Annotated in this window: 17 protein-coding genes; 2 read left to right on the top strand and 15 right to left on the bottom strand. The window is 49.2% G+C overall.

The genetic code is table 11. The annotated features are described in order from the left end of the window. Positions 1-2: 2 nt before the first annotated feature. A complete protein-coding gene (locus FPG75_RS02045; RefSeq protein WP_143304870.1) occupies positions 3-1,529 on the bottom strand; it encodes a hypothetical protein in 1,527 nt (508 codons plus the stop codon). A gap of 175 nt (positions 1,530-1,704) precedes the next feature. Between FPG75_RS02045 and FPG75_RS02040 the strand changes: the two genes are divergently transcribed. Beyond that, positions 1,705-2,628, top strand: a complete 924-nt coding sequence (locus tag FPG75_RS02040; RefSeq protein ID WP_143304868.1) for a TIGR01777 family oxidoreductase — start codon at positions 1,705-1,707, stop codon at positions 2,626-2,628. A 261-nt stretch (positions 2,629-2,889) separates the two neighbouring features. Here the strand turns inward: FPG75_RS02040 and FPG75_RS02035 are convergent, their stop codons facing one another. From FPG75_RS02035 to FPG75_RS02005, 7 genes are all read right to left on the bottom strand, one after another. Further along, complete coding sequence (locus tag FPG75_RS02035) at positions 2,890-4,101, bottom strand: anthranilate synthase component I family protein (RefSeq protein WP_236652699.1); 1,212 nt, start codon at positions 4,099-4,101, stop codon at positions 2,890-2,892. A gap of 110 nt (positions 4,102-4,211) precedes the next feature. After that, positions 4,212-4,661 carry a hypothetical protein gene (locus tag FPG75_RS25915; RefSeq protein WP_161596630.1) on the bottom strand — a complete coding sequence of 150 codons (450 nt, stop codon included), beginning with the start codon at positions 4,659-4,661 and terminating at the stop codon, positions 4,212-4,214. Positions 4,662-4,754: 93 nt separating this feature from the next. Beyond that, positions 4,755-6,026 carry an adenylosuccinate synthase gene (locus FPG75_RS02025; RefSeq protein ID WP_143304866.1) on the bottom strand — a complete coding sequence of 424 codons (1,272 nt, stop codon included), beginning with the start codon at positions 6,024-6,026 and terminating at the stop codon, positions 4,755-4,757. A 176-nt stretch (positions 6,027-6,202) separates the two neighbouring features. Next, positions 6,203-8,446, bottom strand: coding sequence for a RelA/SpoT family protein (locus FPG75_RS02020; protein ID WP_143304864.1), 2,244 nt, complete (start codon positions 8,444-8,446; stop codon positions 6,203-6,205). A gap of 78 nt (positions 8,447-8,524) precedes the next feature. Continuing rightward, on the bottom strand, positions 8,525-9,280 hold the full coding sequence (locus tag FPG75_RS02015) for a response regulator transcription factor (RefSeq protein WP_143304863.1): 756 nt from the start codon (positions 9,278-9,280) through the stop codon (positions 8,525-8,527). A 251-nt stretch (positions 9,281-9,531) separates the two neighbouring features. Next, complete coding sequence (locus tag FPG75_RS02010) at positions 9,532-10,971, bottom strand: alpha-L-fucosidase (RefSeq protein WP_143304862.1); 1,440 nt, start codon at positions 10,969-10,971, stop codon at positions 9,532-9,534. A 2-nt stretch (positions 10,972-10,973) separates the two neighbouring features. After that, a complete protein-coding gene (locus FPG75_RS02005) occupies positions 10,974-13,571 on the bottom strand; it encodes a beta-mannosidase (protein ID WP_143304860.1) in 2,598 nt (865 codons plus the stop codon). 79 nt (positions 13,572-13,650) lie between these two features. Between FPG75_RS02005 and FPG75_RS26120 the strand changes: the two genes are divergently transcribed. Beyond that, the gene (locus tag FPG75_RS26120) at positions 13,651-13,821 is read left to right on the top strand and encodes a DUF6728 family protein (protein WP_201747867.1); all 171 of its coding nucleotides are present in this window, start codon (positions 13,651-13,653) and stop codon (positions 13,819-13,821) included. On the opposite strand, the gene lpxB is transcribed toward FPG75_RS26120, so the two are convergent. The 7 genes from lpxB to metG form a co-directional block, all read right to left on the bottom strand. Further along, complete coding sequence (gene lpxB / locus FPG75_RS02000) at positions 13,808-14,917, bottom strand: lipid-A-disaccharide synthase (RefSeq protein WP_143304859.1); 1,110 nt, start codon at positions 14,915-14,917, stop codon at positions 13,808-13,810. The two genes, FPG75_RS26120 and lpxB, sit on opposite strands and share 14 nt — an antisense overlap. A gap of 10 nt (positions 14,918-14,927) precedes the next feature. Next, positions 14,928-15,227, bottom strand: a complete 300-nt coding sequence (locus tag FPG75_RS01995; protein WP_143304857.1) for a hypothetical protein — start codon at positions 15,225-15,227, stop codon at positions 14,928-14,930. Between the two features lie 42 nt (positions 15,228-15,269). Beyond that, entirely contained in the window at positions 15,270-16,046 is a 777-nt protein-coding gene (gene surE / locus FPG75_RS01990) for a 5'/3'-nucleotidase SurE (RefSeq protein WP_143304856.1), read from the bottom strand. Positions 16,047-16,130: 84 nt separating this feature from the next. Next, positions 16,131-16,907: an ABC transporter permease gene (locus FPG75_RS01985; protein WP_143304855.1), complete on the bottom strand. Its 777-nt coding sequence runs from the start codon at positions 16,905-16,907 to the stop codon at positions 16,131-16,133. Positions 16,908-16,912: 5 nt separating this feature from the next. Next, positions 16,913-17,800, bottom strand: a complete 888-nt coding sequence (locus FPG75_RS01980; protein ID WP_143304854.1) for an ABC transporter ATP-binding protein — start codon at positions 17,798-17,800, stop codon at positions 16,913-16,915. Between the two features lie 268 nt (positions 17,801-18,068). Further along, entirely contained in the window at positions 18,069-20,468 is a 2,400-nt protein-coding gene (locus FPG75_RS01975; protein ID WP_143304853.1) for a 3-hydroxyacyl-CoA dehydrogenase/enoyl-CoA hydratase family protein, read from the bottom strand. A 140-nt stretch (positions 20,469-20,608) separates the two neighbouring features. Next, the gene (gene metG / locus FPG75_RS01970) at positions 20,609-22,726 is read right to left on the bottom strand and encodes a methionine--tRNA ligase (protein WP_143304852.1); all 2,118 of its coding nucleotides are present in this window, start codon (positions 22,724-22,726) and stop codon (positions 20,609-20,611) included. Between the last annotated feature and the right edge of the window lie 6 nt (positions 22,727-22,732).

The raw sequence follows: 22,732 nt of genomic DNA, 5'->3' as shown, positions 1-22,732 counted from the left end.
GATTAAAAGTCAATTTTAGCAAAGCAAATATAATTCCTGTATATGCATGGTATTACTACAGTGCGTGCACTGATCTGCTTACCGTAACGGGGCATAAAGGTAAAACCCTTATCCAGATTGCGCAGCGTGGGCAGGCGGTTTACCTTGCCGCCGGGCGCCAGGCTGTTGTCGGTGAGGATATAGTTCCTTCTGTCCAGCTCATTATAGAGGAAGCGCAGTTCACTGCCCACATTCACCATCAGGTAAGAGAGGTACAGATCGGCGTTATCATCATACTGGCTTTTGCGCACCAGGTTATTCCATTGCGGGTTGCCTTCCTCATCGAAGGCGAGGATCACGATATCATCATAATGATAACGGAGGCCCTGTGAATTGTTCCAATACCAGGGATTATAATACCATGGAGAATAGGGAGAGAAATAATAGGGAGAATAGATGCCGCTGTACGGGCTGCCGTACATGTAGTTCCAGCGGTTCCAGGGCTGGTAGCGGGAAGAGGTGGAAAAAGATTCTGCTGTGAGCAGAAAACCGCCATTCGCCGTATTGATGATCTTGCGGATAAAGTAATCGTTGAAAGCCGCATTGGTACTGGATTCCCCGCGGGCGTTCAGTTTAAGGTCGTTGGAGAAGACCATCGTCTTCTCATATAATTTCTCGTTCTTCTTGAAATCATATTTGTAGAGGTATACTCCTTCTACGTTCCCTCTTTTCTGTTTGTAATAGAAAGCTGTGACCAGCGCAGTATTGTGGTTGTTATCGAGTTTCATCTTCACCTCATCAAGCAGCTGGTTGCTGAACTGCATGGGCGTTACATCGAAACTGTCTATCTGCGCGCGTTTCACGATCATGTTGCCGCTCACTACGTAATCGCGGTTGTTGGTACGTTCCAGCTTATTGAAGATAAAATCGCCGTCGTTGGTGAGGTTGAAATTACTGAGGAAGAATTTCTTGTTATGCATGGGCAGCGAGAGGCGGCTGTTGTTCACCAGCGCCATGGTGCTGTCGTACAGGAAAGTATAGAACACGTTGTTATCTTCCTTGTCCTGGTTGATCTTGTAGATCATGATACGATTTTTATCTTCCGACACTTCCATCGAATACACTTTATTTTCCTTGGAATACATGCCGATGCGGGTGGAGTCGATCATGACGGGGGCATCGAGGAATTTCGCATCCGGGGTCATGGTGGCGCAGAAGCTGTACACGGCGTCTTTCCGCTGGAACTGGTATATCATCAGTACTTTGTTGGGATAGGCTACAAAGTCCATGCTGATCACTTTCCTGGGCAGGAAATCCAGTTTCACCCTTTCTTTCAGCTGCATGGTATTATCGTATACGGAAACGGCATAGTCGCCACGATCTGTTTTGTATACGAGAATATTGCCAGCCACTTTACCAATGATTTCAAACTCGGTGCTTTTATAGTCGTCCTTTTCAGGTTCCGAATAGGATATTTTCTGCGCCATTGCTGTGGTGCCGGCGAAAAGCAGCAGCAGTAGTAAAAGTTGAATGCGGGATAGCGTATGCATGCTTCTTGGATATTTCAAATGTTTGACGGTGTGAGTTTCAAACTTACATTAAAATTTAGAAAATAAGATGGCAATTTACATATCTGATACACAAGTGTTCCTGACTACATTAATACCAAAAGGGATGATTTATTGTGTAATTTTATTAAAATATTTTAAAAGCAGACAATACTGAATGGAGACCGTTATCATTACCGGTGGAACCGGGCTGGTAGGCACGGCTTTGACCCGGCTCCTGCTGGAGCGGGGTTACAAGGTGATCATCCTCACCAGGAGGCCGGAGAAAGGCAACAACGAGCAGGTAACTTACGCCCGATGGGACATTAATAACCAGACCATTGACACTGCTGCCTTGCAGCAGGCCGATTATATTGTACACCTGGCAGGCGCCAATGTGGCCGACAAACGCTGGACTGCCGCCCGCAAAGAAGAACTGGAAAAGAGCCGTACCCGTAGCAGCGAGCTGCTGGTGAAAACGCTGGCTACCACCCCCAACAAGGTAAAAAAAGTGATCAGCGCCTCTGCAACTGGCTACTATGGCGCTTTTACAGGTCATACCTTTACTGAAACAGATCCCGCCGCTACTGATTATCTCGGCACTATCACCCGTAACTGGGAAGACAGTATCAGCCAGGTAACCACGCTGGATAAGAAGCTGGTCATATTTCGTACAGGCCTTGCCCTGAGCAGGGATGGCGGCGCCCTGAAAGAATTTTATAAGCCGCTCCGCTTCGGACTGGCCACCATCCTCGGTTCCGGCGATCAATACATCAGCTGGATACACCTGCAGGACCTGGTGCGCCTTTACTTCAATGCCATCGTCAACGACCGACTGGAAGGCATCTACAATGCCGTAGCGCCCTACCCCGTTACCAACCGTGAACTCATCCTGAGCATGGCCCGCGCCGCCAAAGGAGGCAGTTTCATCACCACCTATGTACCGGCCTTCCTCCTGAAAGCCGCCATGGGCGAGATGAGCGTGGAAGTGCTCAAAAGCGTGAAAGTATCTTCCCAAAAAATACAAGACACCGGCTTCCTCTTCTCTTACCCCACTATTGACGAGGCGATGGAACAATTATTTCCCCGCCAAAGCTCGTGATGCTCGTGATGCTCGCTTCGCTCGCGTAATTTGGGCTCAGGATTATAATGATTGAAAGGATTACCAGGATTTTTTTTACAGGATTAATAAAGATTAAAGGAGATTGATGGAGGAGATTAACGAGGTTTCAGCCCTTGAAGCGCTTTGAGCGCTTCAAGGGCTATCGTCGCAAATATCTTCCCGCCAATCTCCTTTAATCTTTATTAATCCTGTAAAAAAAATCCTGGTAATCCTTTCAATCATTATAATCCTGAGCCCAAATTACGCGAGCGAAGCGAGCAACGCGCGTTTCAGCGCGTCTGCTTTGAGCAGGCATTCTTCCCATTCTTTTTCGGGATCGCTGTAGAAGGTGATGGCCGAGCCGGTTTGGAAGGAGAGGTATTGGCTGGCAGCGTTGTACAGGATACTGCGGATCACTACATTGAAATCGAAATTGCCTTCGGGCGTGATGTAGCCAACGGCGCCGGAGTAAAGCCCACGGCGGGTTTGCTCGTATGTTTCAATCAGTTCCATGACGCGTATTTTGGGGGCGCCTGTCATGGAGCCCATCGGGAAAGCCTGGCTGATGGCGGCCGACAGCGGTTGCTGTGGCGACAATTCGGCTGTTACCGTGGAGATCATATGATGTACATGCGCAAATGAATAGATGCCGCAGAGCTCCGCCACCTGCACGCTGCCGCGTACGGCGGTGTGTGAAAGGTCGTTACGTACGAGATCTACCACCATGATATTCTCTGCACGCTCCTTGGGATTGTTGCGCAGCAATTCCTGTAACTGCCGGTCGGTAGCGGGGTCAGTATCTTTCCGGCTGGTGCCTTTGATCGGCTGTGATATCAGCTGCTGACCGTTCTTGTGCAGGAATCGTTCCGGGCTGGAGCAGGCCATATGCCGGTGATGCAGGCGGTAGTAGGCCGCGAAAGGCGCGGGCGACAAGGCATTGAGCCGTTTGAACAGTGCTGCAGGGTCTACGCTCACCCCTTCGAGATAGCTCTCGCGGCAGAAGTTCACTTCATAGCAATCGCCCCGCAGGATATGCGCCTGCAAGGCTTTTACGGCTGCGATATAGTCGCTGTGACCGAGGCGCGACTGCAAAGGCTGCGGCGCAATTACCGCCTCACTAACGGTAACGGGCATACGTAAACAGGTCTGGTAAATTTCGCTGGCGGCAGCCCGTGTGAGCGCCAGTCCGCCGATACTTACCCGCCCCGCTTCCAGCAGCAGCACATAACGTGGCTGGAAGAAATACAGGTCAGGGAAGCCGATGCCATCGCGATGACGGGAGTACAGTCCTGGCGCCGTCTCGTTCTTGAGATCATAGGACAGGTGTCCGAACAACCAGTCGCGGTGTAGATCGTAAAACTGCTGCAAGGCAGGAAATGCTTTACCGGCCGGCATTTCGAGGTTGGCTACTGCATCTGCTGCGAGAATAGCTTCGTATTGATGATAAGGGGAGGGATAGTTATTATTGTCCATTAAACAACAAATGTTGAACTGGGAACACCAATTCAACATTTGCTGTTTAAATATTTTTTGATCATCAACCGGGAATGTGTGAAATATCCTGATAATAATCGTTTTAATGCTTAAAAATCATCATCGTCGTCGTCGAAACGATCGTTAAAGAGATCCATATCTTTGAATTCATCGTCAAAGCCCAGATCGTCGTCGTCATCGGTTTTTTTACCGCCGCTGCCAGCAGGGCGGCCACGTTTACCTTTAGACTTGGGCATATCAAATTCTTCAAAGTCTGGATCGTAATCCTCTTCATCTCCTTTCTCCCATGCATCTTCTTCATCTTCGAAATCATCCTCATCGTCATCATCTTCATCGTCATCCTTACGCTTGGATTTGGAAGAAGATTTATCTGATTTTTTAGCGGTAGATTTGGAAGTTGTTTCTTCCTCATCATCCCCATCTTCATCATCCTCATCCACCTCTTTCTTAGGCTTGCCTGCAGCTTTGGGAGCGTCTTTTTCAGTCTTAGGAGAAGTAGTTTTTTTGGTCTCTTTCTCTTTATCAGATTTTGATTTCATAATAGGTTCACTTATTTCTTTGCCGTAAAGTTTTAATAGTTTTTTTTATTCGCCAAATTTTTTTTGCCGTTTTTTTTCCGTAATTTTTTGGATTTACTTTTCGAGTATCTGATCACGTCCCGGGCCGTTGGAAACGAATTTCACGGGAACGCCCAGATAATTATCTACAGCTGAAACGAATGCTTTCATCTCAGACGGTAACTCATTGAACTGCTTGCAGGTAGAAGTTTTATCGCTCCATCCTTTGAAGGTTTCCCATACCGGTGTAATGTTCGCGCTGCAAATATTGAATGGCATTTCTTTGGTTTGTTTTCCATCGATTTCGTAGGCGGTACATGCCAGCACTTCATCAAACTCATCGAGCACATCGCTCTTGGTCATTACCAGCTGGGTAACGCCGCTGAGCATGCAGGTATAATTAAGGGCTACCAGGTCGATCCAGCCACAACGGCGCGGGCGGCCGGTAACAGCGCCAAATTCGTGACCTGCAGCGCGCAGTTTTTCACCTGTAGCATCGTGCAGTTCGGTAGGAAAAGGACCGCTGCCCACGCGGGTGCAATACGCTTTGGTAACACCGATCACTTCATTGATCCATTTAGGAGAGATACCCAAACCGGTGCATACCCCTGCAGATATAGTGTTGGAAGAAGTAACGAAAGGATAAGTACCGAAATCCACGTCCAGCATGCTGCCCTGAGCGCCTTCTGCCAGGATCTTCTTGCCGGCTTTCAGTTTCTCGTTGATGAAGTATTCACCGCTCACCACGTTCATGGTGCGGAGGAATTTCACAGCGTCGAAAAATTCAACTTCCCAGTTGGCAATATCTTCATTCAGCTCAGTAACATCGTAGTGCGAAAGCAGCTGCAGGTGCTTCTGTTTCAGCTTACTGTAAAGTTCTTCGAAATTGGCAGACAGCACATCACCTACGCGCAAACCATTTCTGCCGGTTTTGTCCATATAGGCAGGCCCGATGCCTTTCAGCGTAGAACCGATCTTCTCGGTGCCTTTCGACAGCTCGGAAGCCTTGTCCAGCGCACGATGCGTAGGAACAATGATATGCGTTTTTTCTGCTATAAAAAGATTTTTTGTCAGGTCAATGCCCAGTGCCGCGATGTCTTCACTTTCTTTTTTGAAAGCTACGGGGTCGAGCACCACGCCGTTACCGATCAGGTTAACGGTATTTTCATGGAATACACCGGAAGGAATAGTACGCAATACTACTTTCTGTCCGTTCACATACAATGTGTGACCAGCGTTCGGGCCGCCCTGGAAACGGGCGATCACGTCGTACTTGCCGGCAAAATAGTCCACAATTTTACCTTTACCTTCGTCGCCCCATTGCAGGCCTAACAAAACGTCTACCATAATGATTTAATTAATTATCGGAGGTTGTTGCTTTAAAAGAAGACGCAAAATTAAGGCGAATAATTGAAATTTTTGAATTTATGGATTTACGGATTTATGGATTGTATTGTGTTTTGTTGATCATAAAACACAATACAATCCATAAATCCGTAAATCCATAAATCAAAAAATTTTTATCAGGATTCTTCGAGTCGTTGTACAGATTGAATACCATCCAGCTTTTTGAGCCGGTCTACCAGCTCGTCCAGCTCTTCTTTGTCGTGCACGTACACCTTGATCAGGCCTTCGAACAGGCCCTCTTTGGATTCGATGCTGAGGGCGGAGATATTCACTTTCAGCTCGCCGGAGATAATATTGGTGATTTTGTGGATCACGCCAACATCGTCCATACCTATGATACGCAAGCCGGTGAGGAAGGATATCTCGCGGTTCTTCACCCACTTGGTTTTCACCACGCGATGGCCGTAATTGGCCAGCAGCTGGGCTGCGTTGGGACAGTTGGTGCGATGTATCTTCAGCCCTTCACTGGCTGTGATGAAACCAAATACGTCATCGCCAGGGATGGGCCGGCAGCAGTTGGCAAGTTTATAGGCAATACGGTCGGAGCTTTCGCCGAAGATGATGAGCTCTGCATCTTTCTTGGAGGTGACATGATGCTTCACTGCTTCCTCCGGCACATGTTCCGGCGCTTTCACCGGCTTGGGTGGCTCCAGTTTATCGCCCAACAGTGAAAACTCCTTCAGCTCTTTCAGGTCGATATTCTTCACCGCGATCTGGTAGTACAGATCGAGCGGGGATGGCTGCTTGTAAAACTGCACCAGTTCGGCGATGTTATGCTGACTGGCAGGCACTTTCATATGATCGAGCTTGCGTTCCAGCGCAGCTTTGCCGTCCATGGCCACTTTGCGTTTCTCTTCTTTCAGCGCATCCTTGATCTTGGATTTGGCCTTGGCGGTGAGCACGAAATTGAGCCAGTCTTCCGATGGCTTCTGCTTGTTGGATGTGATGATCTCCACCTGGTCGCCGCTGCGCAGCTTGTGACTGAGCGGCACCAGTTTGTAGTTCACCTTTGCGCCGATACATTTGTTGCCCACGGCGCTGTGGATGGAGTAAGCGAAATCCAGTGCGGTGGAGTTGACCGGCAATATTTTCAGGTCGCCTTTTGGCGTGTATACGTATATCTCTTCGGTGAAGAGGTTACTTTTGAAATCGGCGAGGAAGTCGAGTGTATTGGAATCCGGATTGCTCAATATCTCCCGGATCTGCGTGAACCACTGATCGAATTTCGACTCCTGTTGCGGGTTCTGGGCGCCTTCCTTGTAACGCCAGTGAGCGGCCACGCCTTTTTCGGCGTAGTCGTTCATGCGTTTGGAGCGTATCTGCACTTCCACCCATTTACCTTGCGGGCCCATCACGGTTACGTGCAAAGCCTCATAGCCATTGGATTTGGGGTTGCTGAGCCAGTCGCGCGTACGCTCGGGGCTGGGATGATAGAAATCGGTGATGATGGAATATACTTTCCAGCAATCGGCCTTTTCCTTTTCCAGCGGGGAGTCCAGGATGATACGGATCGCGAAGAGATCATACACTTCTTCGAAGGCTACGCCTTTGGTTTTGATCTTGTTGTGGATCGAGTGGATGGATTTGGGCCTGCCGAATATTTCAAAGTGGAAGCCTTCTTCCTGTAATACTTCCTTGATAGGCTTGATGAACTCGTTGATATAGCGGGTACGTTCGCGCTTCGTTTCTTTGAGGCGGCGTGCGATATCGCGGTAGGTCTGTTGTTCGGTGTATTTCATGGCCAGGTCTTCCATCTCGGACTTGATGTTATACAAGCCAAGACGGTGGGCCAGCGGGGCGTAGATGAATACGGTTTCCGAAGATATCTTCAATTGCTTTTCCCGGCTCATGCTGTCGAGCGTACGCATGTTATGCAGCCTGTCGGCCAGCTTGATGAGGATCACCCGGGGATCGTCTGCGAGGGTAAGCAGGATCTTTTTGAAATTTTCGGCTTGTGCGGTGCTGGTGCTGGAATCGATGACGGTGCTGATTTTGGTGAGACCGTCAACGATGTGGGCGATCTCGGTGCCAAATTCACGTTCCACATCTTCCAGGGTCACCTCTGTATCTTCCACGGTATCGTGCAGCAGTGCGCAGATGGCGGAGCGTACGCCGAGGCCGATCTCTTCCACGCATATCTGTGCCACTGCCAGCGGGTGCAGGATATAGGGTTCGCCAGATTTGCGCCTCATCTCCTTATGTGCATCTGCTGCCATTTCAAAAGCAGTGCGTACCAATTCCCTGTCGCCCTTTTTCAAACGCGGTTTCAGCGCCCTTAGCAAAGCACGGTAATGACGTACGATCTCTTTCTTTTCCTGCTCTTCGTCTAAATTATATTTTTGAACTGCCACTGTTTCCATTGGCTTAAAGTTACGATTAAATATAATCTGAAAGAAGAGCAGAAGCAGGAAAGCGGCAAAGCCCTGCCTTCCGGGGAATTATTTAATGACGTTCTGCAAGGGCACGGTAACCTTCTCGATCACCACGCCATCTGGTACTTTCAGGCGCAAACCCATGTTGTGCAAGGTTTCCAGCTCTATCTGAGGCACGTGGGTCCTCACCTGCTTGCGTAGCTTGGTCACAAATACGTCCATGCTGCGGCCGTTGGAAAAATCGACCTTGCCCCAAACCTTCACCAGCAGCTCTTCCCGCCGGATAACGGTATTGGGCCTTGAGAAGAAATAGCGCATCACGCGGGCTTCCAGCGGCGATAGCTTACCCACCGTGATCTTTTCCGCATTATCAATTATTTTGAGCTTCCGGTAATGGAAGGTCAGGTTACCGATATTATGGGCGATCAGCAGCTCCGAGCGGAGGGGCCGCGAGTATTTCAGGAACACACGGATGCGCCGCAACAGCTCCATGATGCTGAAAGGCTTGGTAAGATAGGCATCCGCACCAATATCGAAACATTCAATACGGTCTTTCTCTTCCGTTTTTTCGGAAGAAAAGAAGATGATCGGCACCAGCGTGTTCTTCTCCCGGATGTGCTTAGCCAGCTGAAAACCGTTCATTCCCGGCACTACAATATCGAGCAGACAAACATCAAAGCGTGTTTTCTGAAATTGCTCCCAGGCATCTTTTCCGTTTATGCAGTGCTCCACCCGGTACCCGGTTTCTTCCAGATGCTTCCTGACGACGCTCCCGAAGATCTTGTCGTCCTCTACCAATAAAATTCTAGGATTCTTATTCATCTGTCAGTCAGTGAATACAGATTACTGATATAAGTTATTCGTGCTTAATGATTAATTCCGTTTTCTCGTTTAAGATTTCGCAAGATTGGTAAAATTCCAGTCGGGATCAGTTAATCAATGGTTATTCAATTGTTATTCAGCTAAACATGGTCGTGTTGTTATTTCTAACGCTGCTTTAAAAACAAAAAAAAGAGGCTTCACGGGGTAGTGAAGCCTCTTTTTTGTTTTATACACAGTTAAATCACATCAATTCACAGCTTTTCCACAGCAGAAATACGTATAGCCACGGCGTGCTTAAATCCTTTCTGGCGCAGGATTTCAGGCACCTTTACTTCGGTAAGGTCGCCCGTGGTTTTCCACACCAGCTTCGAAGCAGTTTCTAACAGTTGCAGTTTTGCACCTTTGGCAGGCTTCATACCCTTGAAAGAGATACTGGCAGGCAGCTGCTCATTTTCATCCAGCAGGTAGATCGCATACACGCTGCCATCTTTCTTCTGTGTAAAACAAACCTTGCCATCTTTATAAGGCGCCACCGCACGGGTGCCATAGATCGCATCGCCGTTTACATGCATCCACTCTCCGATGCCCTTCATCGTGGTATAGGCAGCCTCGTGCAGCTCTCCATCAGGACCAGGACCTACGTTCAGCAGGTAGTTACCGCCCTTGGCCACAATATCCACCAGGTTGTGAATGATCACCGTAACGGATTTGTATTTATCGTCCGGCACATAAGACCAGGAATTAGCCATGGTCATGCAGGTTTCCCAGGGATAGCTCAGCGGCTTGTCGGGGATCTGCTGCTCAGGGGTACGGTAGTTTTCATAAGGGCCATGCACACTACGGTCTACCACGATCAGGCCAGGCTGATGGCTTCGCGCCATCTTCGCGATCTTGCCCATATCTATATCCTGATCCTGCGGCATGGTCTGGTTCCAGGAAAGCGATTCCTTGGTCTGCTGCTTCAGCGGGCGCACCCAGCCGCCATCCAGCCAAAGGATATCGAGCTTGCCGTAACCGGTCATCAGCTCTTCAATCTGGTTATAAGTGTACTGTTTGAATTGCTCCCATCTCTCCGGATATTTTTTCAGGTCGTAGTTCACATTCCTGTCTTTCGGCGGAAAATAGCTCCACCAGTAGTATTCCGTGTGCCAGTCGGGCTTGGAGAAATATGCGCCTGCATGGATACCTTCTTTGCGGAAGGCTTCAAATACTTCTTTGGCGATGTTGGCGCGCGGGTTCTTGCTGAAAGCTACGTCCGGCGCGGTTACGCGGTAATCGGTTTGTTTGGTATCGAACATGCAGTAACCATCGTGGTGCTTGGTAGTAAATACGAGGTACTTCATACCTGCATCCCTGGCGGCTTTGGCCCAATGCTCAGGATTGAACTTCACCGGGTTGAATGATTTCCCCAGCGCTTCATATTTTTTCAGATAGTCGTAGTAAGGAATGCCGGTAGGCTTGCGCTGCGTCCAGCCTTCATCTTCCGGGCAAATACTCCAGGATTCCACCACTCCCCATTGTGAGTAAGGGCCCCAGTGCATAAGCAGACCAAACTTCCAGTCTTGCCATTCATCGAGCTTCTGCACTACCGCCTTGTCGGTTTCAGGTACGTAGGGCGGTTCTTCATTTTGCGCGTGTGCAGCGTTGATGCCCATCAACACTACGGCGGCAGCCATTAATAATTTTCTCATAGTTAACGTTTATAAGCATCTACCAAAGAGGTTACTTTCAACCCCTTTTTGACGGCTGCTGCGGAGCGGCCGGTGGATAATCTCACCGTTCTCTTCTCCCCTGGCAACAGATCGAAATAATTGTCTTCAAAATGTTCTCCGGATAAAGTTTTGTCTAAAGACAAACAAACATTGCGTGCAAACTTGTCTGTACTGATGGTCACTTCCACCGTTGATGCATCCACCGCATTCACATTCAGTACCAGCCTGGGTTGCGCCAGCTGCATCTCTTTCGCATGGGCAAAGTAAAAGAGTTTCCGGTCAGTTTCCTTATTGTCGTTTGACAATTGTGTGTAGAATATTACCGTTGCGGGGTTTCTTCCCTGTAAAATCTCTTTTACGGGGATGCTGCTAAACACCTCGCTACGGTTGCTTTTTACGTCGATATCTTTCAGTTCTTTCTTCCAGAATACTTTTCCGCTGAGGTCCATGGCCTTCAACACCAGGGTATTGACCGGCTTTTTGAAAGTGGGTATGGGCAAGATAGTATCCGAGATAATGTATGTTTTGAGATGATCAGCTTCGATGATGTTGGAGAGGATCACCGGCTGGAAAGCCTTCTTCACATAGTATTGCAGGGCTTTCCAATGACCAAAATAATCGCGGCCCGACCAGGACGGTCCCGGCCAGCAATCGTTCAGCTGCCAGTACAAGGTGCCCATGCAATAAGGCATGGCCCTGCGATGCGCTTCTATGGCCATTTTCATGCCCTCTGCCTGTAACACCTGGCTCATATATACAAAAGATGAAAAATCTTTTGGTTCCTTATAGTAATGCAGCAGGTATGTTTTGATAGCCGTATTGCCTTTGGCAGGGCTTTTCTGGTGGGCCTGCATCACATTGGAAAAGATATCCTCATCCGCCGGCGTGGCAAAACGGCGGATGGTTTCCATATCGGGAAACGACTGGAAGCCATACTCGCTCATGAACCGCGGAATATGTGTATTAAATGCTTCAAACCATTCCATACCATGCCACACGCCCCAGTAATGGTTATCGCCTTTAGTGAAATCCTCTTTCTTTCCCCAGTTGCTGATGGGTGATGAATGAAAGTAAAAACGTCCGGGATCATTGCTGGTAACGGCTTGTGGCAATAGCTCTTTGAACAGTTTATCATAGCCCTGCAACATGCTTTGCCATTGTGTTTCCGTATAGGCGTAACCGTTTTGCCAGCCCCAGTTTTTGATGGCCACGGCAATCTCGTTATTGCCGCACCACAGCGCCAGCGAAGGGTGATTGCGCAGGCGGCGGATATTGTACTCCGCTTCTGCCTTTACATTTTGCAGGAAGCTGCTATCCCAGGGATAGAGCGTGCAGGCAAACATAAAATCCTGCCAAACAAGGATACCTTTCTGATCGGCAAGGGAATAGAAATCATTGTCTTCGTAGATGCCACCGCCCCATACGCGCACCATGTTGAAATTGGATTCCTCCATATCATCAAACAGCTGCTGGTAAGTGTGGCGGGTTACGCGTGGCAGGAAATTATCCTGCGGAATGTAGTTGGCGCCTTTCATGAACACCGGTTGGCCATTCACTTTCACATAAAAACTTTCTCCTGCACTATCTGGTTTGTTCACCACTTCTATGGTACGCAGTCCTACTTTATAGCCGCCCACAGCAAGCGCTTCATTGTTTTGCGCAAGTTCCACATTCACGCGATAGCCGTTCTGCTGGCCCATTCCGCGGGGCCACCAACGTACAGGATGCTCAATTTTGAAAGGCACATCGATATGATTGTTACCGGGTTTCAGTGTAGCCGTTGTCGTTATCTTGTTATGGAGGCCCCAGGGATCGATCACGTCGATATTCACGTTGTAAGTGCCTGCTGTGGTGGCTTCTATGGTAAGGGCGGCATTCATTTTTGCAATGCTGTCATCCAGTTGCTGCTGTTGGATCCAGATGTTGCGCATCATGGCTTTGCTCCAGGCACGCAGGATCACCGGGCGCCAGATACCGGACGTAACGAGCCGCGGGCCCCAATCCCAGCCATAGTGATAAGGCGCCTTGCGGGCATAGATGCTCAGTGGAATATCGCTGGCATCATTACCTGCGGGATAGATCAGGCTGTCGCGGAGGAACAGCGGCATATCATGTTTGACAGGGCTTTCGAACACGATGCGCAGTTCGTTGTCGCCCGCTTTCAGCAAGGATTTGATATTGATGATATGTTCGGTGAACATGTTCGCTGCTTGTGCAGCGAGGCGGTTGTTCACATAAATTTTAGCGTAAGTATCCAGGCCGAGAAAGTCGAGCTCCACTACATCCTGTTGCAGTTGTGCGGCGTTGATATGCAACGTGCGGCGGTATTGCCAGTCTTTTTTATCTACCCATTGCACGGCTTTTTCGTTGGTGCCGATGAAAGGATCTGGAATAAGCTGATGCGCCATCAGGTCGGTGTGTACTGTGCCGGGTACGGTGGCGCTGCGCCAGTTATTTTCATCGGTACGGGAAAACTCCCAGCCCTTATTGAGGGTATCGGTCTGCGCATAAATCGATTTAGTGATACACGTTAAAAAAAAGATCACAACGAGCGCGCGACCTGGTAGTAAATATTTCATGACTTTCCTTTTCGGTGGGTCCAAAAATAAGCATTGCTCCCCGATTTTGGGGAGCAATAGATTTTACGATCTTTGTAAGATGAAAAGTATCTGGCAACAAATATTACGCTACCTGTATATCGGAAAGAAAGATCCGAATGCGCCGAAAACCACGTTTGTAGCGATGATGCACGGGATGAACCGTATTTCCATCCTGTTGTTCCTGATTGCGTTGGTTATTTTGATCGTGAAATTGATCAGGCACCATTAACAGCGTAATCATAGATCACTTCCGCTGCGCGGCGGGATGCATCTTTCTCTCCCAGTTTATGCCATAGGTCGGCATAGTCAGCCATCACCTGTTGGCGTTTCCCATTTTCCTGCAACAGGGCGCTGAGTTCTTTCAGCAGCTTGTCTTCCGTGAGGTCGTGTTGGATGAGTTCTGTCACCACTGGTTTATCCATAACGAGATTGACCAGTGAGATATATTTCACTTTGATGAGTTTTTTAGCGAGAAAATAAGATAGCGGATTGCCTTTGTAGCACACTACTTCGGGGACGCCGAAGAGCGCTGTTTCCAGTGTGGCGGTGCCGGAAGTAACCAGTGCTGCCTTTGCCTGGCGCAGCAATGCATAGGTATTATTTTTCACCATCGATACATTGGAATGCTGTCCGATGAGGCTTTGCAGGAAATGATCGTCCAGGCTGGGGGCCTGTGCCACTACAAACTGGTAGTCTGGAAAGTGCCTGGCCATGGTGAGCATGATGGGCAATTTCACGCTTACTTCCTGTTTGCGGCTGCCGGGCAAAACGGCGATGATGGGCTTATCGGCCAGTGGCGGGTCGGCAGGTTTTTCTTTCGCCGCCTTTATCACTCCTACCAGCGGATGGCCAACATATTCCACTTCATAGTTCCATTTGTGGTAGAACGCTTTCTCGAAGGGCAGGATGCAGAGCATTTTATCTACACACTGGCGAATTTTTTTCACGCGGTTCTCTTTCCAGGCCCATACCTGGGGAGAGATATAGTAAACGATCTTGAATCCTTGCTGTTTTCCCCATTCGGCAATGCGGAGGTTAAAGCCGGGGTAGTCTACGAGCACGAGCACATCGGGCTGGAAGGATTTGATATCCTGTTTGCAAAAATCGAGGTTGCGCAGGATGGTGCGCAGGTTGGCCAGCACTTCCACAAATCCCATAAAGGCGAGTTCCTTGTAATGCTTTACTACGGTGGCTCCTGCCTGTTGCATCAGGTCGCCGCCCCAGCTGCGTATATCAGCAGCGGGATCCAGCTGTTTCAATTGTTTCACAAGGTTGCTTCCATGCAGATCTCCCGAGGCTTCTCCTGCAATAATGTAATATTTCAAAGTATCTGTATTATCTGATCAGTTTCATTAGCAGTATGGCAATAGCATACAGCATGGTTACGAGAAATATTCCTTTGGCGGTAATATCCCTTCGGTTACGGGTGTAAAGATAGAACACCAGGCCATTCAGCAGCAGGCAAATACTGGTGAGTTTAGGGATCAGGTGGCGGTTCTCTTTCAATTCATCCATGAATTTCCAGAATGCTACATGATTAGGCGCCATCACCAGCAGGTAATACAGGAAAAATGCAAATATGGGCGTAAAAAGCCCGAGCAAAATCCCTAATGAAAGATTGTCTTTTTTGAGCATACGAAATTTATAATGGCGATATAACGATTACCGGTTTGTATCTCACAATTCCTTCCATTCTTCTTCCAGCTGCTTCTTCAGCCCATAGTTGGTGAGATCGAATTGCACAGGCACCAGTGATGCATAGTTGTTTTCAAGCGCCCATACATCGGTATCTTCACCGGTGTCGCGGTTTTTAAATTCACCGGTAAGCCAGTAGTATTTTTTCCCGTGCGGGTCGCGGCGTTCATCAAATTCTTCTACCCATTTGGCGTCGGCCTGGCGACAAATCTTCACGCCTCTGAAATCCTTTTCTGCTACTATCGGGATATTCACATTGAACAAGGTACCTGCGGGCAGGTCGCTTTCCAGCATGCGCTGCGTTACTTCCCGCGCCACTTTTACCGGCAGTGAAAAATCTGCATCAAAGCTATATTCTAAAAATGAAAAACCAACGGAAGGAATGCCTTCAATGGCTGCTTCCATTGCCGCAGACATTGTGCCGGAATAAATCACGTTGATGGAATGGTTGGCGCCATGGTTGATACCGCTTACACAGATATCCGGCTTGCGGTGCAGTATTTTGTCGCGCGCGAGCTTCACGCAATCCACCGGCGTGCCGGAGCACTGCCAGGCTTCCACATCTTCGAACAGTTCCACCTGGTTCAAACGGAGCGGTATACCGATCGTAATGGCGTGCCCTTTGCCGGACTGCGGACTGTCTGGCGCCACCACCACTACTTTTCCCAATGGCCTCACAGCCTCTATCAATGCCTTGATGCCTGGTGCTGTTATGCCGTCATCATTCGTTACTAATATTAATCGCTCCTGTTTTGCCATGTTTCCCGGTTTAACTTGATACAACAAAAATAAGTTGTCTGCCAAACATTCTGCTTTAAAAGAATGTAAAATATATAGTATTTCTTATAGATCTGAGCGCAATACCTTCCTGAACACGATGAAGATGGCCAATGCGATCCAGGCCAGCATCACGGTGATATAAACGCCATCCACATATTGCTCACCCATATGCGCCAGTTTGCCGAACACCGGAAAAGGCAGCAGCTCATCGCCGGTTTGCATGGGTAACAGGCCGCCTATCTTTCCGAAATTCTTTTGCAGGATCACCACCAGCAACTGTTCCAGCATCATCGTATATGCCAGGAAGATCACGATGCCAATACCCGCGCGCCTGGCAAAGATAGCTACCACCAGTGCAATACACAGCATCATCACCATTTGCATAAAATATATCAGCACCTTGTCGTAACCCTCCAGGCTGAATGATTTCGTTCCATAAACGCTCCCTATGATCAACCCCGTCAAAGTGGCCACCAGCAAAGAAAGGAGCGCCAGAACCACCAGCCAGAACAATTTGGAAAACACAAACTGCCGCCGCTCCCAGCCATCAATAATATTCTGGCGGTGCGTGCGGAAAGTAAATTCGTTGGTCACCAGGATGATCAGCAACAGGCCATACAACGACGAAATATAACTACTGATGCTGGCCGTAGTAAGCCAAACTTCCGGAAAACTGAAAGGCTCGCCGATGAACCTGGCGGCGGCCTTCAGGTTATTATTCAAATTATAGGCGATCACATAATTGCCGGCCACAGGTATGATCACGGCCAATGCCAGCATTGCCCAAAAGGTACGGTAGCTCTTCACTTTCAGCCACTCGGTATAAATAATTTGTTTCATGATACTCAGGGATTAGTGATTTCCAGGAATGCGGTTTCCAGGCTTTTCTTGCGCAGCTGCAGTCGTTTGAGCCAGATGCCTTTTCCGGCGCAATAACTGTTGATGGCAGCAGCATCGGGCTGTTGGCTGAACAGCGCTACTACATGGCCATCCCGCAGATTGGCGCTGGTACAGCCAGGATATTGCCGCAGCAGGTCTGCCAGCGCTTCATTATTATTCGCAGCAAGTTCCAAAAAATCACTTCGCGGGATCACTTCGTCTACAGCGCCCGACAGTAGCAGCTTTCCGGCTCTCAATATCGCCACGTGCGTACATACTTTTTCTACTTCATCGAGCAGGTGGCTGGCCAGTATAATGGTTTTACCTCCTTGCGCCAGCTCACGCACCAGTTGCCGCACTTCCGCGATGCCAGCGGCATCCAGCCCGTTGGTAGGCTCATCGAGGATGAGCACATCCGGATCACCTAGCAGCGCTGCCCCGATGGCGAGGCGTTGCTTCATCCCCAATGAATAGGTTTTGAAAGCGGAGTGCTGCCGGGCGCTGAGGCCCACCAGGTCCAGCACACGGCCGATATCGCCGTGGCCATGCTGTTTCACGCTGGCAGATATTTCCAGGTTTTTGTGGCCGCTGAGATAATGATAAAAATTAGGCGTTTCCAGCAGCGTCCCTATCTGGCGGCGCTGTGCTCCGCCAGCTGGCTGATCAAATAGCCGGAAATGGCCACTGTCGGCTTTGAGCACATCAGTAACGATACCCAACAACGTCGTTTTGCCGCTACCGTTAGGCCCAAGCACGCCGAACACACTGCCGCGCGGCACCTCGAAACTCACGTCCGACAAGGCTTGCACGGCGCCATAGCTTTTGGAAATGTTGTGCAGGGAGAGAATAGACATAGGAAAAATTTAGTATGATGCGAAGGTTGTCTTGCTCAGGATTTAATGATTGAAAGGATTAGCAGGATTTTTCATCAGAATTAATAAAGATTAAAAAAAGATTACGAAGATTATCTCGGTTCAGCCCTTGAAGCGCTCCTAACGCTTCAAGGGCTTCTTACGCGGATATCTTCGCAAATCCTTATTAATCCTGATAAAAAATCCTGCTAATCCTTTCAATCATTAAATCCTGAGCCAAAATTAACGCGAGCGAAGCGAGCCATGAGTCCTAGTTCCTCACCGGTTTCCCGGTTTTGATCACGCTTTGCAGCCTTTCCAGCGTTTTGCGTTCGCCACAAAGGCTGAGGAATGCCTCACGTTCCAGGTCGAGGAGGTATTGTTCACTAACGAGCGAGGGTTCGGTGAGATCGCCACCGCACATCACATAGGCGAGTTTGTTAGCTACTTTCTGATCATGTTCAGAGATGTAGTTACCGAACTTCATAGCGTAGATGCCCGCCAGCAGGGCGCCGAGTGCGCTGCGACCCAACACTTTGATGTCGGTACGTTCTACAGGACGGGTATAGCCTTCATCGGCCATAGCGATCACGCTGCGTTTGGCGTCGGCGATCAAACGGCTGTTATTCATCGTGATCTCATCATGCCCTTTACGCAACACGCCCATATCAAAACCTTCAAAGCCGGAAGTGGCCACTTTGGCGGTGGCTACGGCCATGAAGTAGTCTTTCAGCGGTTCTTCTTCAATACGACCTTCTTTAAATTCATTGCTGGCGCGCAGTGTCATCTCTTTGGTGCCGCCACCGCCGGGAATGAGGCCCACGCCCAGTTCTACGAGACCGATATAAGTTTCTGCGGCAGCTTGTACTTTGTCGGCATGCAAACACATTTCACAACCGCCGCCCAGCGTGAGGGCATGCGGCGCTACCACCACCGGCACTGCCGAATAGCGGAGGCGCATGGTAGAACGCTGGAAGAGGCGTACGGCCATATCCAGTTCATCATACTCCTGTTCGGCCGCCAGCATGAAGATCATGCCCACATTGGCGCCGGCAGAAAAGTTAGTGCCTTCATTACCCACTACCAGGCCGCGGAAGTCTTTCTCCGCGCGGTCAACCGCCTTGTTGAGCCCCTCCAGCACTTCGCCGCCGATGGTGTTCATCTTCGTTTTCCAGTCAAAGCAGGCAACGCCGTCGCCAAGGTCGATCAAACTGGCAGCGCTGTTTTTCCAGATGATATTGTTCGAGAGATTTTCGAGGATGATGAAGGCGCCTTCGCCCGGCAATGCTTTGTAGCCTTGTGAAGCGATATCGTAGTATAGTTTTTTACCGTTGTCGATTTTATAGAACGACTTGAAACCCTTTGCCAGCATATCTTTCACCCAGGCGGCTACGGTGAGGCCTTTCTCTTCTATGAGTTTAATGGAGGCTTCTACTCCCAGCAGATCCCAACTTTCAAAAGGACCTATCTCCCAGCCGAAACCGGCTTTCATGGCGTCGTCTACCCGATAGATATCGTCCGCAATTTCAGGGATGCGATGAGAAACATAAGCAAAAAGATAGGCATGGAACTGTTGATAGAACTGTCCGGCCTTATCTGTGGCGGCAGCCAGCATACGCAGGCGCTGCTTGAGGTCTTCCACTTGCTTGGCCGCATCGATGCTGGCGAATTTCGGTCTTTGTTTAGGACCGTATTCCATCGTCTGAAGGTTCAGCGTCAGTATCTCTTTGCCGCCTTCTCCTTTCGTCTTCTTGTAGAAACCCTGACCTGTCTTGTCTCCCAGCCAGTTGTTGTCAACTACTTTCTGCAGAAATGCCGGTATCTGGAAGATGCTGATGGCTTCATCATTGGGGCAATTGTCTTTTACGCCGTTGGCTACTCTTACGAGCGTATCGATACCCACTACATCCGCCGTGCGGAAGGTGGCCGATTTCGGGCGGCCGATCACCGGGCCGGTGAGCGCATCGATCTCATCTATCCCCAATCCCATCTCCTGCATAATGTGGAAGATGGCCATGATAGAATAAACGCCTACCCTGTTGGCGATGAATGCCGGCGTATCTTTACACAGCACCGTCGTTTTACCAAGATAGAGATCACCATAGTGCATCAGAAAATCGATGACAGCAGGATCAGTATGTGGAGTAGGAATAATTTCGAGCAAGCGGAGATAACGCGGCGGGTTAAAAAAGTGCGTTCCACAGAAATGTTTTTTGAAGTCCTCGCTACGGCCTTCGGTCATGAGGTGGATAGGGATGCCGGAAGTGTTGGAAGTAATAAGGGTGCCGGGTTTCCTGAATTGTTCCACCTGTGTGAACACCGACTTTTTCACCTCCAGGTTTTCCACTACCACTTCAATGATCCAGTCGCATTCCGCGATACGTTTCATATCATCGGTGAAGTTGCCGGTTTGAATGCGTTTAACTACATCTTTGGTAAAAACGGGAGAAGGATTTGATTTCAACGCCGCCTGCAAGGCATCATTCACGATCCTGTTCTTCACAGCCGGACTATCCAGTGTCAGGTTCTTTTTCTTTTCTGCATCATTCAGTTCTTTTGGTGCGATATCCAGCAGCAGCACCTGCGCTCCGATACCTGCAAAATGGCAGGCGATCCTTGATCCCATAACGCCGGAGCCCAGTACGGCTACTTTATTGATGTGTCTCTGCATAGCGATTGTCGTTTTACTGATCCTTGAATTTAGCATTTTTTGTATATCCGCGATCAAAGACGAGCACCTTTGTTTAAAATAAAAACGGCCATCCGGGGAATACCTGATGGCCGTTTTTACTTTATGAAGATGATGGAAGATCAGCTGACGCCACTGCCTGGCTTTACGGCTTCGGCAGGATTTACGAAAACGAGTTTGCCGTTATCTTCTGCCATGAGTATCATACCCTGGCTTTCAATACCACGCATTTTGCGGGGTGCGAGGTTGGCAACCAGCGTTACCTGTTTGCCTACGATCGCTTCCGGCTGGAAATGCGCCGCGATGCCGGATACCACTGTACGTTGTTCGGTACCGATATCTACCAGCAACTTCAGCAACTTATCAGCTTTTTCTACTTTCTCTGCTTTGATGATAGTACCTACCCGCAGATCGAGTTTGGCGAAATCGTCGTACTGTATTTCTGCTTTCGGAGGAGCCGCCGGCTGCGGCGCTGCCGCAGGAGCCGCTGTAGTAGCTTGTTTCAGGCCGGCATGCAGTTTTTCGATCTGGGCTTTCACCTGTTCATCCTCTACTTTTTTGAAGAGCAGTTCAGGCGCACGCAGGGAATAACCTACGCTCACCAGTTTGTCGGTACCGGCATTTTCCCAATCCAGCATGCGGTCCACCACTTTCAGCATGTGACAGATCTTCTTTGCTGTGAACGGCAGGAATGGATGGATGAAGATGGCGAGGTTAGCGGTGAGTTGCAGGCAGATGTGCAAACAGTTGTCGATACTGAATTGCAGCTGCTCAAGATCATCGGCAGTGTACTTTTCATGTACCTCGCCTTTGTTGATCTTTTCCATGGCAGATGCCAGTTTCCACGGCTCTTTCTTCTGCATGTACTGGTTGCCTTTTCTGGCCAGGTCGATCACTTCGGCCAATGCTTCGCGGAAGCGGTATGCTTCCAGGCTGCTTTCTACCCTTTCTTTGGTGGCAGCAAATTCCTTCAGCATGTCGCGGTCTTCGTCATCGAGCAGATGGCTATGCAGTGCGGGTACTTTACCGCCGCATAGCTTGTGCATCAGCACCATGGTGCGGTTCACGAAGTTGCCGAAAACAGCTACCAGTTCATTGTTATTCCTGTCCTGAAAATCTTTCCAGGTGAAGTCATTGTCTTTTGTTTCCGGTGCAGTGGCGCAGAGCACATAACGCAGTACGTCCTGTTGATCCGGGAAGTCCTGGATATAGTCATGCACCCATACGGCCCAGTTGCGGGAGGTAGATACCTTCTCTCCTTCGATGTTCAGGAACTCATTGGCCGGAACATTGTCTGGCACTACATATCCACCGTGTGCTTTCAGCATGGCCGGGAAGATGATGCAGTGAAACACGATATTGTCCTTACCGATAAAGTGTACCAGTTTGGTATCGTCCTGGCACCAGTAATCGGCCCAGTTATCCGTCAGTTCTTTGGTGGCGGAGATGTAACCGATAGGCGCATCGAACCATACATAGAGCACTTTCCCTTCAGCGTCCGGCAGTGGTACTTTGATGCCCCAGTTGCTGTCGCGCGTCATGGCGCGGCTTTGCAAACCGTTATCCAGCCAGCTTTTGCACTGGCCATATACGTTATTCTTCCACTCTTTATGACCTTCGATGATGTATTCTTTCAGCCATGGTTCATAATGCTGAAGTGGCATGTACCAGTGTTTAGTTTTCTTTTTCACAGGCACTGCGTCACTGAGCGCGGAGTGCGGGTTGATCAGTTCGTCCGGACTGAGGGCGCTGCCGCAGCGTTCGCACTGATCGCCGTAAGCCTTGTCGTTGCCGCATTTCGGGCAGGTGCCTATGATGTAACGGTCTGCCAGGAATACATTTTTCTCAGGATCAAAATATTGTTCGGATTCTTTCTCTTCAAACAGGCCATCATTATACATCTTCAGGAAGAAGTCGGCCGCTGTCTGATGATGTACGGCATTGCTGGTACGGGAAAATATATCGAAGGAAATACCCATTGCCGCAAAGCTGTCGCCGATGATCTGGTGGTATTTATCCACCACATCCTGCGGCGTGATGTTTTCCTTCATCGCTTTGATGGTAATAGGTACGCCGTGTTCATCTGTTCCGCATACAAATTTCACATCCGCCTTTTTAGCGCGTAAATAACGGACATAAATATCTGCGGGCAGGTAGCAACCAGCCAGGTGACCGATATGTACCGGGCCATTCGCATACGGCAACGCCGCAGTTATTAAATATCTCTTAAAATTTCCCATACTATT

This window comes from Chitinophaga vietnamensis, from assembly GCF_902167635.1.
In the GTDB taxonomy this organism is placed as follows: Bacteria; Bacteroidota; Bacteroidia; order Chitinophagales; family Chitinophagaceae; genus Chitinophaga; species Chitinophaga vietnamensis.
This window is presented reverse-complemented; position numbering and strand designations above follow the sequence as displayed.